The organism is Bacillus sp. ISL-57 (assembly GCF_018613135.1).
Classification (GTDB): domain Bacteria; phylum Bacillota; class Bacilli; order Bacillales; family DSM-1321; genus Peribacillus; species Peribacillus frigoritolerans.
Map to the genome: position 1 here is coordinate 99,107 of NZ_JAGGQV010000007.1, position 16,054 is coordinate 115,160.

Below are 16,054 nucleotides of genomic sequence, written 5' to 3' on the forward strand. Positions count from 1 at the left end.
TAATGGTGTGCTTTAATCTTCATTGAACCAACTGAGCCCAATCGTCTGTTCACCGGTATGCACCCCGATGGCGCTCCCCAGTGGGGATACATGGATCAACACATGAGGGAATTCTTCGGAAATCATCTTTTTCCATTTTTGTGCCTCCTCCGACACTCCACCATATAATATGGTGCATTCCTTTACTGTCCCCGCTTCGACTGATCTGCGAAAATCAGTGAAGATCTGTTTTTCCGCTTTTTTAAGGTTCCGAGGTTTAGATTTAGTATGGAGGACACCATTTTCGATTGAAATGATGGGTTTAAAGCTCAATAGGCTTCCTAGAATATACTGTGTGTTTGTTAACCTGCCGCTGCGATGCAGCTGATCTAAAGAACCTATCATTACATAGGTCTCATGGTTATCCGCATACATTCTCGTTTTGACGAATGCTTCATTGATGGAATAGCCATTCTCAATATAATGCATGAGCCGTTTCAAGATTAATAGCATTGGAAAGGAAATAAGTAAAGTATCAAAAACGTCAACAGGGATCGTAACCATTTGTGCAGCTTGCCTGCTCGCAGAAACCGTCCCGCTCAATTCACTGGAAAGATGTACGGCTATGATTCGATCATATCGTTTTTCAAGCTCCTTATATAATTCCTGGAATCGGCCGACAGAGGGCTGTGACGTGGTGGCGGTGATTTTTTCCTCACTCATCCGCCGGTATAATTCCTCAGGTAATAGGTCGACGCCATCTTCATATTCCTTCCCATCTATGATGACGACCATCGGAACGACGTATACATGTTCATACAATGATAATTCTTCATCTAAAGTTCCCGTACTATCCGTTACCCAAGCAATTCGTTCCATGGTTTCCCCCCTCATTTGTGTTTTCTATTATATTCAATATCCCAACCATCTGTCCCCTTTTAAAAACGGATGCATGCAATAAATATCTTACCTCAAAAAAGAGCCCAACTGAAACTTTCCGTTGGACTCGATTTTTTTACTTCATATTATTTTTTTTATATTTTCTTCCATTTCCAGAGGTTTTGTTTTAGGTGCAAACCGGCTGACGATATTTCCATTACGATCAACCAAGAACTTTGTAAAATTCCATTTTATCGATTTGGACCCCATCACTCCAGGAGCATTTTCAGTCAGATAGCTGAATAAGGGGTGGGCTTCCTTTCCATTGACATTCACTTTTGCGAACATCGGGAATGTTACACCATGATTCAATTTGCAGTATGAATCGATTTCCAGATCATCACCAGGCTCCTGATTCAAAAACTGATTACACGGAAAACCAAGCACGACAAGCCCATCCTCTTTATATTGCACATATAGACTTTGCAAATCATCATACTGTGGCGAAAAACCGCATTTGCTTGCGGTATTCACAATAATCATCACTTTCCCTTTATATTCCTCAAGCGAGATGGTTTCGCCATTGATCTTATTTACTTCGAATTCGTAAATGGACATGTATGATCTCTCCCTTTAGTATGATGATTCATTTTACCGTATTTAAAGGTGGGTTTACCAACTTTAATCCTCTTTCCATCATCCCGGAATTTTCACTGCTTGTATGGATTGAATCAAATACTCTACCATGTCTTCCAAATCATCCATTTGCTCTTCTCTTACAAGCCTTCCAAATGAAATTTTATATATAGAAGAAGTAATGGGTTGCATTTTTTTACTGACCGTTTCGCTGGTCGTCACTGATATGATTCTCTGATCTCCCCAGATTTTTTCCAGGTCGCTCAATAATTGTTCAGCATTCACTTCATCAAGCTTTTTAGGAAAAGAAATGAATATATTGACCGTGCAGCCTGAATGCGTATCATCAATAGCTGCATCGAGTAACTCCGAACTTAGGTTATGTAGGGAAGCGTGTAGCTCAATGGCACCGCTAATCGAAATGGGCTCGTTTGTTTTTTTCAATTCCATCTCGATCTTATATGATCTGGACATGGTTGAGAGATTCACTATATCATCACGGTTTATGACCAATATATCCCCAATGAAGTCACGATCGTAAACCGCTCCTTCCAATACCACTTTCATGTTTTCAAATGCTGTAGGATCAAACAATCTCCAAACACCTCTCCAACTTCATAGTTAATGTTTTCCGATCTTCCCATTTTACCATTCCCAGGCCATTTCCTTCGGGATTTACAAGAAATTATTAAAATAGCTTTTCTATTCAATAATTTTCTATATAATTAAAATATTATGATTTTTGAAGAAGGAGGCTAATCATGCCAATTAGAATTCCGGAACAACTGCCAGCAAGGGAAATTTTAGAACAGGAAAATATCTTCGTAATGGATGAGGAACGAGCTACCAATCAGGAAATCCGTCCATTGAATATATTAATTTTAAACCTAATGCCAGAGAAAGAAAAAACGGAGGCCCAGTTACTGCGCTTTCTTGGCAATACTCCCATTCAAGTAAATATATCATTCCTGCGCTTAAGCACACATGAATCAAAGAACACAAGTAAATTTCATTTAGATCAATTTTACAAATCATTCAATGATATTCGCACGAAGAAATATGACGGCTTGATCATTACAGGCGCTCCAGTGGAAAAACTGGAATTTTCAGACGTTAATTATTGGGAAGAACTGCAGAGCATCATGAACTGGTCAAGTGAAAATGTCACATCCACCCTACATATCTGTTGGGGGGCACAAGCTGCCCTGTACCATCACTATGGAATAGGCAAATACGAACTTCCAGAGAAATGCTTCGGGGTATACACTCATGAGGTCCTTGAACCGAATGAAAATCTAGTCCGCGGATTCGATGATTATTTTATGGCCCCTCATTCACGCTATACGGATATTGACTATCAAAAATTAGTTAACCATCCTGAATTGAAGGTTCTCGCACAGTCCGATCAAGCTGGTGTATTGATTGCTGCTTCAGGTGATGGAAAAAGAATTATGGTTACCGGCCATTTCGAATATGATGCCGATACCCTAGGTGAAGAATACAAGCGCGATAGGGAACGCGGGATCAATACGCAACTCCCTGAAAATTACTTTCCTGATAACGATCCGACCAGGATACCTCTTCACCGCTGGAAGAGCCATTGCAGCCTGATGTTCTCGAATTGGCTGAACTATTATGTTTACCAATCAACCCCTTATGAGTGGGATTGAAAGGGTAAGAAAAAAGAAGCTTTCACTTTGAAATGAATCGCTTTTTTAAGGCAGACACATCCGATCATCATGGGAAACAACCTGAGTATCTGACTCAGGTTGTTTGGTTCATGATTCCTTATTACCGAAATATACCTCTTCAAAAGGTTGGACGACCACAAATCCTTGCCCTTCGAATTTCATTTGAACGGATTCGCCGCTTCCCCTTCCAAAAAACGACTTCAATGAAACATCCGTTACGAATTCAGGCTGCAATTCCCCTGACCAAGCTACAGTGGCATTCGGGTCGGTATAAACCGGATTCCCGGGTTCCACAATTAAAGTAAGCGGCTCATAATGGGAAGTGAATGCGACCATGCCCCTCCCCTCGAGCCTTACGTTGAACAAACCGCCCGCCAATAACCCGGCAATGCGACGCATCATTTTTATATCCCATGAAATCCCCGGCTCAAATGCGAGTAAATCATTTCCGTTAACACAGATCGATTCACCATTTAACTGTAAAATGGAAATCTTCTTCCCTTGATCCGCGACGTATAGCTTGCCGCTTCCGGTCGCTTTCATCAAGGATGCACCCTCACCGGTTAAGGCTTTTTTAAAGAGTTTACCAAGACCATGCTCCAATATACCTTCCCGCTCGAACTTAATGTTGCCGCGATAAGAAACCATCGTTCCCATTTTTGCCCAAATCTGCTTTTCCAAATTAATCTCCAGAATTCGCTCCGTTTCAAGTTCAAATAAACCTTGCCCTTTATCCTGCTGTTTCGTCTTTTCAACGAATTGATCGATTTTATACTTCTCCATCACTGCCCCACCTCTTTTTGAAAGAGGAAAAGCCACATGAACGATACAGCTTGCTTTAATTCCTTTGAAAAATGTCCGAGCTTTGTATAGTCCACCCCTCTCTTTGCTACGCCGGTATCAGCCACTGCCTTCCATCCCGTTTCTAAAGCCATCTTTTCAAATTCCCACGGCTGCATGGTATTCATGATGACTTTATCTCCTAATAACCGGTTGAAGCTGAATTTTTTTCGTGGCTCAGCTGTTGGACCAAGTATTCCAAAACAGACATAACCTCCAGGCTTTATTACCCGTTGAATTTCCTTCATCACCGTTAAGGGTTCACCCGTATATTCCAAAGAATTAATGACCATTGCCGCATCCATTTCTTCATCTTCGAAGGGAAGGTTATAGAAATCCCCTTGCAGGAAAGAAAGTCCTGGTTGTTGAGCGGTTTTCACCTTTGCAAATTCAATCATAACATTGGATAAATCAACTCCAGTTACTTTAAATCCCGCTTCGGCCAATTTCAAGGAACCAACTCCATCTCCACAGCCTATGTCAGCCACCTTCACTCCCGAAGGTACATATTCAGAAAAAAAGGGAATGATGTTTTTCCGACTCCCCGTTTCCCACATTTCTTGTGAATTCTTCACCCACATGGGTGCAAAAACATCCCATTCCTTTTCCGACTCTTTATGCCATGTATGTATATTCATAAGAAATTCACCCTCCCATTTAACCCCTAATCAATAAGTTACTGAAAAACACAAAAACACTTCGTTTTTCCCTAATTAAAATACCGGGTCCTCTTTATAGCTATTCTGTTCATAATCAAAAAATCCTCTTTTAAAACGTCACTCCCCTTTTCACCCTATTTGTAAAATGAACATACCCGGTTCAAGAAGACAGATGATATTAAAACATAAAAAAAACTGCCAGCGGCAGCTTATTTTGAATTTTCTTCATTTCTTTTTTGTATCTTTCGTAAATCCTCGACACGGTCAGGAGATTCTTCAAAGAATTCAACCAGGTCTCCAATCCTATCGATGGCATTCCAACTAAGGTGGTGTTCAATCCCCTCAACATCCTGATAAATATTTTCTTCCTTGACCCCAATCAACCTTAGCATCTGTTCTAAAAGTTCATGGCGGTAAACGAGCCTTTTACCAACTTTTTTCCCATTTGCGGTTAAGACGAGACCCCGGTACTTTTCATATATCAAGTATTTTTCCTGATCAAGTTTTTGAACCATTTTTGTAACAGAAGATGGGTGGACGGAAAGATTTTCAGCTATATCGGAAACCCTTGCATATCCTTTTTCTTCAATAAGTAAATAAATTTGTTCTATGTAATCCTCCATGCTCGGTGTAGGCATTCGGAATCCTCCCATTCAAACGCATATCTAAAAATTTTACTATATAAACGACCCTGAAACAAGAAGATATAAGTCTCAGGGCGCCTTTAATGTTGTCTTTCCTCAAGTTTGCTTGACGTTTTGTTCTGTCGGGAATGTAAAACTGATCTTCTTTTCAGAGTCGGACCAAGATAAAATGGCGTCAAAGGTCTTTTCCCCTTTCTTAAACCCGCTTATCAAATCCGTTTCACCGCTCGCCAACAGCTTTTTTATATTTGCTTGACTAATTTTCTTATTAAGGATTTTTTTGGATATTGTGAAGTTACACTTTGTTTTTTGATAACTTACACATCCATAGAATTCCCCTTTATCGACAATCTTAGAACCGCATAGTTTACAGCTGCCAACAGATGCGGAACTTCTCTTTTTAGGGCCGCTCCGTTGAATCGACTCGGTATCCAGCCCTTGAAAATCCCAGCTTTCCGATGATTCCACGGCATCACTGATGATTTTTGCCGACATCTTTTTAACAGCTTCCATAAAGCCTCCAGCTGAAGCCTTCCCTTCACCAATTTCCCTTAATCGCTGTTCCCATTTGGCTGTCATCTCTGGTGAAGCCAGGATTTTCTCCCCGATTGCAGTAATCAGCACTTTCCCTTTATCCGTGGCAAACACCTGGTTTTTTTTAACATTGATGTATTTACGGTCTTTGAGCATGGTAATTATGCCAGCCCGAGTTGCTTCGGTTCCGAGACCCTCGGTTTTCATCAGTACTTTTTCTAACTCTTCATTATCCAGATGCTTTCCGGCAGTTTTCATCAAAGTGATCAGCTGACCCTCTGTATAACGCTTAGGGGGCTGGGTTTTTCCTTCTTTCACCTTTATATTGGCGACCTTTCCAGAATCCCCTTTTGAAACGGACGGCAAAATGATATCATCATCATCCTTGTCATTATTTTGGAAAATCACTTTGCGCCATCCCTCTTGAATCTGCTGCTTTCCTTTAGAAATGAATTCGGCCCGCTTATCGACAAGCGTTTTAATGGTGGTGTAATCGAAAATGGCCTTCTCATAATGGGCCGCAATCAATCGGCGAACAACCAAGTCATATATATTCCGTTCTTCAGCGGAAAGCCGCTTTGGGTCGGTTACCTGCTCTGTCGGAATAATGGCATAGTGATCAGTCACCTTCTTTTCATTTACAAACCGTTTATTATTCATGATGTTCGGTTGTGGTAAAGGAAACAGAGATTCATATTCTGAAAATCCGCTTAGTTTTTGCAAAATATCGGGAAATGTTTCGGCTTCGCCCTCCGTCACATAATTGGAATCTGAACGCGGATAAGAAACGATCCCTTTTTGATATAAACTTTGCACGATATCAAGCGTCTGTTTCGGTGAATATTTATAAATCTTGTTCACTGTCGCTTGCAATGACGATAGATTAAATAACAAAGGCGGCTGAAACTCTTTCCTTTCAGTATCCATTTCCGCTATTACAGCTTCCTTACCCTTACAAAAGGCGGCAATTTTATCAGCCATTTCTTTTGTCTTGATTCTCGGATCATTGTTGAGCTGCCATTTACCCTGATATTTCTTACCGTCCATCTTGAAATCTGCGAACACTTCCCAGAACGGTTCAGACTTGAATTGCTCAATTTCCATTTCCCGCTTTACTATCAAAGCAAGAGTCGGTGTCTGAACCCTTCCAGCTGAAAACACATCCGAAACGCCCCTTTGTTTCAACAAAATACTATACGCTCTCGACGCATTCATTCCCACAACCCAGTCCGCGCAAGCTCTCGTATACGCTTCATAATAAAGCGGCCTGGTTTTTTCCTCGCTCTTCAAATTTTGAAATCCCTCATATATCGCTTTCGGGGTCAAAGAGGAAATCCATAAACGTTTCATCGGTTTATTGACATTGCATAAGTTAACGATGTTGCGTACAATCAATTCTCCTTCACGCCCGGCATCACCTGCATGAATGATTTCATCGACTTCTGGTTTCCTAAGCAAAGTCTTCACAACATTGAATTGCTTTGCCTTTTGTCGGGTCACTTCATATTGAAATTTCTCAGGAATCATCGGCAACGTTTCCATCGACCATTTTTTCCATTTTGAATGATAGGTTTCCGGCGAAACAAGTTGACATAAATGTCCGACGGCCCAAGTTACATAAGCTCCATCGGGGAAAAGTTCATTCGGCATGATTTCTATATAGCCTTGCTGTTTTTTCTTTTTAAATTGAGCCGCTAGCGTTGAACCTTGATCTGGTTTCTCCGCAATGATTAGCTTCATGATCATCTTCACCTAATCCGTTACAAAATATCTTTCCCCTATCATTATACCTTAATTATCACAATCGGCTAGATATGACTTCGTTTTTAACGGATTGGTAGGAGAAAGCTTGGATGATTGCTTTACTTTGGTGAGAGAAGGTTTTCAGGGAGATTAAAAAAACCTAAATATAGGCAGTTCAATAGGTGAAAAACTTCGCATTTGGGTGAATTGGAGTATGTACAAATAGTACAATATTAAATGACTGGTTCAATACTTTTCACTGTTTAGATGTAGAAATTAAAGTTTTTGATATTATTAATACCAAAGCTAAAGGAAATGGATCTTCATTAAGCAGATATTTCAAGAGAAACAAGGATAACCTTAGTTGGATTGAAACACAGTTAATTATGGACCCTAAATGACCTTATATATTAATACAATTAATTATGAATAGAGATTGATCAAAAGGGTTATTTTTAAAAGATTCAGCATACAATTTTTTAAAAATTTCGATTACTTTTTAGTGATCATTATAGTTCTAAATCACCCCCGTTAGCATTCCTGTAGAGCGTTAAATATCGGCTAAAAAAAAAGCCCCTCAATTTGATGAGAGTGCACACAAATTCAAAACTTATCTTAAGGAGAAAGCTCTATAAATTTTAAAATGCAAAACAAACAAAATCAACTAATTGAAAGAATCACGAATCGTCATCTTGTTGTAGGAATTGATATTGCAAAACAATTTCATGTTGTCGAGCTGTTAACTATCAAGGAATTTTGGTCGGTCATCCTTTTAACCTTTGAAAATAACGATGAGGGGTTACTAAATTTCTAAGTTGGATCAAAGAACTTAAACGAATAAACCGTTTAGGCACCGCCATCGCGGGAATGGAACCTACCGACTGGATGAATCTATCAAAATGGTTAGTCATAATGAACGAAAACGGTAATCTGCCCCGATAGTGGCATAAAATCGAGTAGGAGGAGGCGCCTAGCCTCCGACCTCTCACACCACCGTACATACCGTTCGGTATACGGCGGTTCAGTTTAAGTCTGGCGTAGTTTTGTATATCGTTCATATAGATTTACTAACCCATGATGAAGCCAATAAACATTATTAAGGGTTTTGTCTAGAATAAGACTATGCGCTAGGCGCCAATAACCTTTCTGCTATTTCCCCATTCATATGCTTTTCCAAATTGGACGCCTAATCCTTTGACTTTCCTAATCCTCGTTCTTGGCAATTTCCATTGCTTCCATATGCACATCCTGAGTCTTCCTCGAATCCCTGAATCTAAATTCTTCAATACGTTCGGAGTATCAATGAGGGCGAAATCCATAGCTATTTCCTTTTTTTATACTCCGAGTTTGACTGAATCTACTGGGACGAATCTTTTTATGGATTCGCCAACAATTTTTCTTCAATTGAGCCAAGCTTGATCGTGTATTCAGTCGGTATCCATAAGCCTGTATTCTCATTTCTTCCTTGTAGAACATATTTCGGGTTGTTTTTGCCCATACGTTCTGCAGCTGTTTTCGAAAGCTTGCCGATATCACCTGTTTTGAGGCGGTTGATAATTAAACCTAGTTTCAAACTCTTAATTGTCAGCATTTCATAATCTGTGCTGCTGTCTCCTGCTACGAATATCGGACCGTATCCGCCCCGCGTTTTGGAGATGGCGTGTTCAATCACTTCCACCTTACCTTCTCGAGCAGTGATCGGCCAATTGTCTTCATATTCTGCTTGAGTAATTCCTTCCTTCTTTTTTAATCTCATCCCAAAGACATTTTCCTTTGGAAGGTTGTAGCCGTATTTGGGATTTGACGAAAATACCTCCACCACCTCTTCCATTGAAGCCGAAATAACATAAACGTCAATCCCATTCTCCATAAAAGTATGCATTAAGTTTGCGATTTCCGTGGCCAGACGCAATCCTGTTGTATAGGTAACTTCAACAGTACCGGCTTCTCCTAACATGGACCCAGGACTTATAAGACTCACCGATGCCATTGCCGCCCCTAAATTATAATCATTTGAAGCCTCTGCAAGCTGCTGAACTTCTTCGGTCGACATGTTGGCAAATAAATAAAGTACCCATGGATATCCGATTTCAACACCGTATGTTTCCCCAATGGCTTCATACAGAAAGTACATTTTCGCTTTAAAATCTTTAAATCGATCAGTTGAATGTAGCGCTTCTAACCGCTCTTTTCCATTCATTCCATTATAGTTGGAATAAAGAAATTCGTAATCGCGCTTCAGATCCTCGGCGATTTGCTTGAGAGTGACTACATCTCCTTGAAGGTTTTTAAACTCGTGTGAAAAGGGTCCATTCGGCACATTCTTTTTGATCACTTCATAAAACTCTTCCGGTTGCATGTTATATGCTAAGTGATCAATTTGATAAAGAAAGAGTGCCTCCTCCGTATCATTCATGATGCTCGTATGATCCCAATCAAAAACAACATAAGGTTTTCGATTTGGATCGTATCCTGTACTTCCAGCACCATGCTTATCAATTAGGTTTTGAACAGACTTATAGGTGTCAGGAGCCCATTTTCCTTTATTCAACACTTGAATACAATGGCCCTCCCTTTTTTGCGGAGTCGAAACTGCATGTTCGCTTGCAGCCGCTCCTAAGGAAGAAGACAAAAACAAGCAAATAACGATTATGCCAAATAAAGCCTTTAATTTGGTTCTATTATTCATATTATCCCCCCTAAAAAATGCAAAAGACGCCTGCCCAATAGCTCGTTATTAGCTATCGAAACAGGCGCCATTGCCGATTGATTCTTTTATGCGTAAATATTATCAAGAATTTTCAAAATAGTCAAATATTAATTAAATCACAAAAGAGCTATATTAGTATAGGTACTAGAATTCCAAACATCGGAAAAGAAAAAAACTAATCAACTTGTATATTTTTCATTAGTTTACTTCCAAAATGTTTTACATTAGCTTATTATCATTTAAATGGTAATACAAAAAAAGAGTTACAAAACAACTCTTTTTTTAAACCTTATCATTAACAAAACTGCCTCTCTAGTTTCCACAAGAAAGCAAGGGTTGCCTCAGCAACCTGCCTTATTGAAGTAAAGCACCTTAGTTGAAGCTTTTTGCGAATATTATTTCAAAGACTGTAGATATGCTGGTTTATGAACTTTCAATGGAGATTTTCTTCATTAATCGTTTTAATTTATCTTCCGTAGCTGTTCCCTCTACTGGTGTATAGATACTGCATCTTAAGTCCATGTCCCCCTGGACTTGGAGAGAAGTTAAATTAAACAGCATTTTTCCGGCTTTGGCATGCCTAAATTCAATCATCATTTCTGGAGCTTTACTCACTTGACTTTCTTGCCATAAAGATTGAAATTCCGGGTGGGAATCACTCATTTCTTTAATAAATAGGTTATACCATTCATCACCTAAGTAGTGTCCATAATAGGCGCGAAAAATGGAAAGAAATCCTTTAACAAAATGCTCCCAATTCACAGCTAATGATTTTAATTCTTTTCTGGTAAATAATAGATGGATCAAATTTCGTTGGTCATCCGGGAGTTGTTCAAAATCTAGAAATACATGAGCGGCAGCATTGTTCCAGCCTACAATATGACAATGTCGGTCTGTAATGATAGTAGGGCAATATGTTAACTCAGCTAAAATTCTTTCCAAAGAAGGACTAAGTTTTGGATGATCGTTCTTTCGATGAGTAATGGATGATTTCACTTCTAAAGCTAAATCATATAGATACTCTCGTTCATCATTATTTAATTGCAGAGCTGTAGATATGCAATCCAATACGCTTGTAGAGACCTTTATATCCCGACCTTGCTCTAGCCACGTATACCAGGTAGTACTAACTCCTGCCAAATGTGCAACTTCTTCCCTTCGTAATCCAGGTGTTCTTCTCCGTGTACCAGCAGGTATACCTATAGATTCAGGCTTTATTTGGGATCGCTTCGTTTTCAAAAATGTAGACAAAGCTTCAAGTCTGGTTTTATCATTCATTTCTAAAACCCCCTTCATAACGATTTAACCGGGTAGTTATTATACCAGGATAAACTCTCACTTGTAATAGGATAACCCCGAAGTATAATACAAGTATACTATTCATTTGGAGTGATGAAAAATGGAAAGAGTCGTTATTACCGGAATGGGAGTTGTCTCTCCTATTGGAAACAGCGTAGAAAAATTTTGGAGAAATCTGACTGAAGGTAAGTCGGGAATTTCCTCTATCGATACATTTGACGTAAGCAACCATAAAGCAAAGATTGCAGGAATTATTCGTGATTTTAATGCAGATGATATTATTGGAAAAAATGAAGCCCGACGTCTAGATCGCTTTTCTCAATTTGCTTTGGCTGCTGCTGAACAAGCTTGGACTGATTCTAAATTAAATATTGATGATATCAATCTAGAAAGACTTGGCGTATATGTTGGTTCGGGGATAGGAGGAATTGAAACATTGATTGATAATGTGGATACTCTTCGAGAGAAAGGTCCAAGAAGAGTCAGTCCAACCCTGGTACCAGCCATGATTTCTAATGCTGCCGCAGCCCAAATTAGTATCAAATGGAACGCAATGGGACCTACTATGTCACCTGTTTCTGCTTGTGCAATCGGAAATACCGCTATTGGTGAAGCATTCAGGCTTATTCGCTTTGGAGAAGCTGATGCCGTTTTTGCTGGAGGAGCAGAGGCAGCTATTACAGATTTATCTTTAGCTAGTTTTGGTAATGCTACAGCATTATCAACGAGAAACGATAATCCAGCTAAAGCTAGCCGTCCTTTTGATGTAAATCGAGATGGATTTGTCATGTCAGAAGGAGCAGGAATTTTAATCTTGGAATCTTTATCTCACGCTTTACGCAGAGAGGCAAAGATTTATGCTGAAGTCATTGGGTATGGTGCAAGTTCTGATGCCTATCATATGGTAGCTACACACCCAGAAGGCAAAGGAGCCTACCTTGCGATGAAAATGGCTTTGAAAAACGCAAATATTTCTCCTGAAGAGATTGATGTTATTAGCGCACATGCAACAAGTACAGAAGTGGGAGATCGTTCTGAGACACTAGCGATTAAAAAACTATTTGAATCAAAAGCTTATCAAATCCCAATAACAGCTAATAAATCTATGCTAGGGCACATGTTAGGAGCAGCTGGAGGCGTGGAAGCAATCGCTTTGGCAAAAAGCTTAAAGGAAGGAATTATCCCTCCGACCATCAACTTAGAAAAGCCTGATTCATTATGTGATTTAGATTATGTACCAGGTGTTGCTCGCAAAGTGGAAATAAGTACTGGTCTATCCAATTCATTTGGTTTTGGAGGTCATAATGCAGCTATCGTTTTAAAAAAATACGAGTGAATTAAGTTTCACTCGTATTTTTTTAAATGATAATTAAAGTCCTCAAGAGTACCTTAAGTCTTTTTCAACTCTTATCGATATTGCACCATAAACAATAATTCTTCATAATCTTTTATCATCGATATAAACAAGGCTAAATTTCTTTTCCATTAAGAAAATGACAAAAAAGGATCTAGTGCAACTGACTAGATTCTCTTTTTTATATCTTCCCTTATTGAATCAATGACAGTACCTGATAAATTTGCAGGAAGAGATGAACCATCCTCAAAAAACCATGCATTGATTATTTCAAGATCTTCTTTTTTTAGAGTAATGCTATAATCTTTATCATTGTGAGTAAAATCAGCCGTAACCGATTCTTCACCATTAAAATCGTCATCAATAATCATATTTTTTATTTCATATGGCTTCACTATGTAATCTCCCTTTTAACATTCTTGTATATAGAATTAGCCTTATTTGATTGTTTATTCATTTTTTTCAGGCCAAATCAAAAAACCAAGGGCTATTTTCAGATGATGAAGCATTTCGATTCCCTTAACTTAGTTGTTATCACCAAGGAAGTATGTAAGTATAGTTGAACATTCATATTTTCTCATATCAATTCTTCATTTTCCTTCATGATCTTCACCTAATCCTTTATCACAATCGGCTAGATATGACTTCGTTTTTAGTGAACGGTTCTGGGAAAGAAGAATGGAGATTTTAGACTGACGTATAACTTTTCTAAATATAGGAGGATTAAGGGGGAAATCGGAGCACAAAAGGAAGCAAGTGCACTGTTAAATGACCTCTTACTGGCTTCTTATAAAAAACAACAATAAAACAAGCGTTACTGACTATCAAAGTAAGTAACGCTTTTCTACCAATTCTTACCCAAGCACTGATTAGCGGGACTTTTTTTATTCTATAAAAAACAAGCTAATTATTTTTAGAATTCCCCATCCCCATTATCAAAAAATGAATCAAATCCTCCATCAAGATCCTCTGTTGCTTCTTCAAACATTTCCTCAACATCAAAACCTTCCATCATCTCAGTGAATAACATAGTCCCTAAAACACCCACTGCTAACCCACCAATCATTCCAGGTATAGTGTTTCCCATTTGGGAAGAGCGACCATGAGGATGGGTTGTGGAATAAGAGAACGGCTGTGTAAAAGCATAAGGCTGTTCAATAGCGTCCGATATATACTTTCCAAGTAGCTTATGAAGATCGCCTTCTTGCTCAAGCGTTTTTTGATTTAAATGAAACTCACGTTTTGCTTCAATTTCCTTGTAGCCGCTTTTACAGTCAACTTCCATCCAGACCCGGATACCTGATTCTTCATTGGCAAACCGCATTTCCACTTCATTTACTTGTCCCATGAATTGCTGAGTGGGAAAGAAAACAAATTCCTGTCCATATTGATCGAGTTTACCTGAGTCTGCTGTCTCGCGAAATCCTAATTGAGCCATAGCATTAAAAATGGATGTGATAGATTCCTGGGATTGGATGAGTAGCCGGTCTACATCTTTGCGGTCGACCCCGCCCTCAATATCAAGATGTGTATCCAGATAGTATGAGACAGTTCCCCTTGAAATAGGTATATTCGTAGGTAGGACGTAATGAAAAGGAATGACCTTACGTTCTTTGGGCTGAATACAATCTCGATTAATTAATGGTATATGTGCAACTTCCTTAGTTACGCTTCCTTGTTTTAATACCACATTCATCATCAACCGGACAGTCACTTGATTGATTTTCTGTTCCACCTCACCGCCTTGAATGACTAGCTGCCCTTGAATGCTTTCTCCAGCTTGATAATTATGATTGTCACATTGTAAATCAACAGTTGCAGCTCCTTTTCCTAAGCTGGCTAAGATTTTTTTTAACATACGTCCTCTTCCCTTCGTCAAATCTATATTAGAATTTATATGTATAATGGGGCGTAATTATAAAGAACAAGAAATCCATTTGCATTTTATGAGATTTCTAAATTATCCCTGATAGTATTACGTCAAAAAATGAAAATAGTTTCAAATAATTTGCCGCAGTAAGTGATCTTCCTTTGATAATGGAGTTCGTCGTCTTTTATGATGCTGTTGATGGATTATTAAATTAAAAAGAGAAGGATTGATTCCTTCTCTTTAATTATTAATTAAATTAATATAGGGGGAAATCCAGCAACAATACAAATAATCATTGAGAGAGTTCAATTTTCACTCAAAAAAAAGAATGCCAGGAGCTAACAATTCTTCGTCCTGGCATTTTTATTATTAGGCATAAATAAAAGTTATCCTCGCTGGTAAAACAAACCTATTTCAACCCTTGAATGAATACGCTTACATTCAACTTCGGATAAACACCCCTTTTTCCCAACAGATCCGTTCATAATTACGTTACTGGGCTAAAGGTATATTCCTATCTAAAATATATAGAAATAACCTACTTCACGTTACTTAAGGGATCTAAGAACCAAATTATAATTTCTCGATTAAGGATTGTAATTCCTCTTGAAGGTTTCCTTTTGAAAAAGCAGAGTGCAGAATTTCATGAACAGTATTTAAGGAAATTTGTAGTTTTTCTTCACCTAATGTAGTTAAACGTGTGTAAATACCTCTTCGATCATCTTCGCATATTTGTCTTTGTAATACGCCGCAGCTTTTTGCCTCCAGCCTGACTACCAGCCTGGATATAGCACTTTGACTTAATCCTACCATCTCTTGTAATTGTTGTAGCCTCAATTGTTTTTCGCCTGTTTTGGATAAAAAGTAAAGAACGTAAAACTCTTTTAATGAAAGGTTATGATTTTTTTGCAAAGCACTTTCCAGCTCATTCGTAATGCTCATTTGAATATTTGTAATCGAGAGCCAATTATCTAAATACTTCTTTTCTTGGTTGTTTTTCATGCACATTCCACCCTGTTCTACCCTATATAATTAAAATATGGACTTTAATTGATTATCATCATGCATTTTAATCGTTCTAAAATACTCCATAACAAGTAATTTTACCAAAGCCACAATTTAATGGCCAAACTTTTTTGAAGAAGTACGTGCACACTTTGGCCGTTTCCATGTATGTTATATGGTTCTTCTCATTTTAGACGAGTTTCTTCATTTT

At 38.6% G+C, this 16,054-nt stretch carries 14 protein-coding genes and 2 pseudogenes; 3 read left to right on the forward strand and 13 right to left on the reverse strand.

Going from position 1 to position 16,054, the window contains the following annotated elements; translation table 11 throughout:
* Positions 1-12 precede the first annotated feature (12 nt).
* From J7I90_RS11820 to J7I90_RS11830, 3 genes are all read right to left on the reverse strand, one after another.
* On the reverse strand, positions 13-858 hold the full coding sequence (locus J7I90_RS11820; RefSeq protein ID WP_214771830.1) for a DegV family protein: 846 nt from the start codon (positions 856-858) through the stop codon (positions 13-15).
* A gap of 141 nt (positions 859-999) precedes the next feature.
* Positions 1,000-1,476, reverse strand: a complete 477-nt coding sequence (locus tag J7I90_RS11825; protein ID WP_214771832.1) for a glutathione peroxidase — start codon at positions 1,474-1,476, stop codon at positions 1,000-1,002.
* A 78-nt stretch (positions 1,477-1,554) separates the two neighbouring features.
* The gene (locus J7I90_RS11830) at positions 1,555-2,088 is read right to left on the reverse strand and encodes a hypothetical protein (RefSeq protein ID WP_214771835.1); all 534 of its coding nucleotides are present in this window, start codon (positions 2,086-2,088) and stop codon (positions 1,555-1,557) included.
* Positions 2,089-2,255: 167 nt separating this feature from the next.
* Between J7I90_RS11830 and metA the strand changes: the two genes are divergently transcribed.
* Positions 2,256-3,164 carry a homoserine O-acetyltransferase MetA gene (metA, locus tag J7I90_RS11835; RefSeq protein WP_214771837.1) on the forward strand — a complete coding sequence of 303 codons (909 nt, stop codon included), beginning with the start codon at positions 2,256-2,258 and terminating at the stop codon, positions 3,162-3,164.
* Between the two features lie 108 nt (positions 3,165-3,272).
* Here the strand turns inward: metA and J7I90_RS11840 are convergent, their stop codons facing one another.
* From J7I90_RS11840 to J7I90_RS11855, 4 genes are all read right to left on the reverse strand, one after another.
* Positions 3,273-3,968 (reverse strand): AIM24 family protein, encoded by a 696-nt coding sequence (locus J7I90_RS11840; RefSeq protein WP_214771839.1) that lies wholly within the window; start codon positions 3,966-3,968, stop codon positions 3,273-3,275.
* Positions 3,968-4,663, reverse strand: coding sequence for a class I SAM-dependent methyltransferase (locus J7I90_RS11845; protein WP_214771842.1), 696 nt, complete (start codon positions 4,661-4,663; stop codon positions 3,968-3,970). Before J7I90_RS11845 ends, J7I90_RS11840 begins: the two co-directional genes overlap by 1 nt.
* Before the next feature lie 230 nt (positions 4,664-4,893).
* Positions 4,894-5,322 carry a transcriptional regulator MntR gene (mntR, locus tag J7I90_RS11850; RefSeq protein ID WP_048687667.1) on the reverse strand — a complete coding sequence of 143 codons (429 nt, stop codon included), beginning with the start codon at positions 5,320-5,322 and terminating at the stop codon, positions 4,894-4,896.
* Positions 5,323-5,424: 102 nt separating this feature from the next.
* A complete protein-coding gene (locus J7I90_RS11855; RefSeq protein WP_214771845.1) occupies positions 5,425-7,602 on the reverse strand; it encodes a DNA topoisomerase III in 2,178 nt (725 codons plus the stop codon).
* Between the two features lie 634 nt (positions 7,603-8,236).
* Between J7I90_RS11855 and J7I90_RS28255 the strand changes: the two are divergent.
* Positions 8,237-8,511, forward strand: a pseudogene (locus J7I90_RS28255) (IS110 family RNA-guided transposase); the annotation flags it as partial.
* A 120-nt stretch (positions 8,512-8,631) separates the two neighbouring features.
* On the opposite strand, the pseudogene J7I90_RS11865 reads toward J7I90_RS28255, so the two are convergent.
* The 3 genes and pseudogenes from J7I90_RS11865 to J7I90_RS11875 form a co-directional block, all read right to left on the reverse strand.
* Positions 8,632-8,918 (reverse strand): annotated as a pseudogene (locus J7I90_RS11865) (group II intron maturase-specific domain-containing protein); the annotation flags it as partial.
* 62 nt (positions 8,919-8,980) lie between these two features.
* Positions 8,981-10,294, reverse strand: a complete 1,314-nt coding sequence (locus tag J7I90_RS11870) for an HAD family hydrolase (RefSeq protein WP_214771850.1) — start codon at positions 10,292-10,294, stop codon at positions 8,981-8,983.
* Between the two features lie 444 nt (positions 10,295-10,738).
* Positions 10,739-11,593, reverse strand: coding sequence for a helix-turn-helix transcriptional regulator (locus tag J7I90_RS11875; RefSeq protein ID WP_214771852.1), 855 nt, complete (start codon positions 11,591-11,593; stop codon positions 10,739-10,741).
* A 121-nt stretch (positions 11,594-11,714) separates the two neighbouring features.
* Here J7I90_RS11875 and fabF point away from each other — a divergent pair, with 121 nt between their 5' ends.
* Positions 11,715-12,950, forward strand: coding sequence for a beta-ketoacyl-ACP synthase II (gene fabF / locus J7I90_RS11880; RefSeq protein WP_214771854.1), 1,236 nt, complete (start codon positions 11,715-11,717; stop codon positions 12,948-12,950).
* 185 nt (positions 12,951-13,135) lie between these two features.
* Here the strand turns inward: fabF and J7I90_RS11885 are convergent, their stop codons facing one another.
* The 3 genes from J7I90_RS11885 to J7I90_RS11895 all read right to left on the reverse strand — a co-directional run bounded on the left by J7I90_RS11885 (position 13,136) and on the right by J7I90_RS11895 (position 15,840).
* Positions 13,136-13,363 carry a hypothetical protein gene (locus J7I90_RS11885; RefSeq protein WP_214771857.1) on the reverse strand — a complete coding sequence of 76 codons (228 nt, stop codon included), beginning with the start codon at positions 13,361-13,363 and terminating at the stop codon, positions 13,136-13,138.
* 518 nt (positions 13,364-13,881) lie between these two features.
* A complete protein-coding gene (locus J7I90_RS11890; protein WP_214771858.1) occupies positions 13,882-14,826 on the reverse strand; it encodes a sporulation protein in 945 nt (314 codons plus the stop codon).
* A gap of 585 nt (positions 14,827-15,411) precedes the next feature.
* Positions 15,412-15,840, reverse strand: coding sequence for a MarR family winged helix-turn-helix transcriptional regulator (locus J7I90_RS11895; RefSeq protein WP_214771859.1), 429 nt, complete (start codon positions 15,838-15,840; stop codon positions 15,412-15,414).
* Positions 15,841-16,054 lie beyond the last annotated feature (214 nt).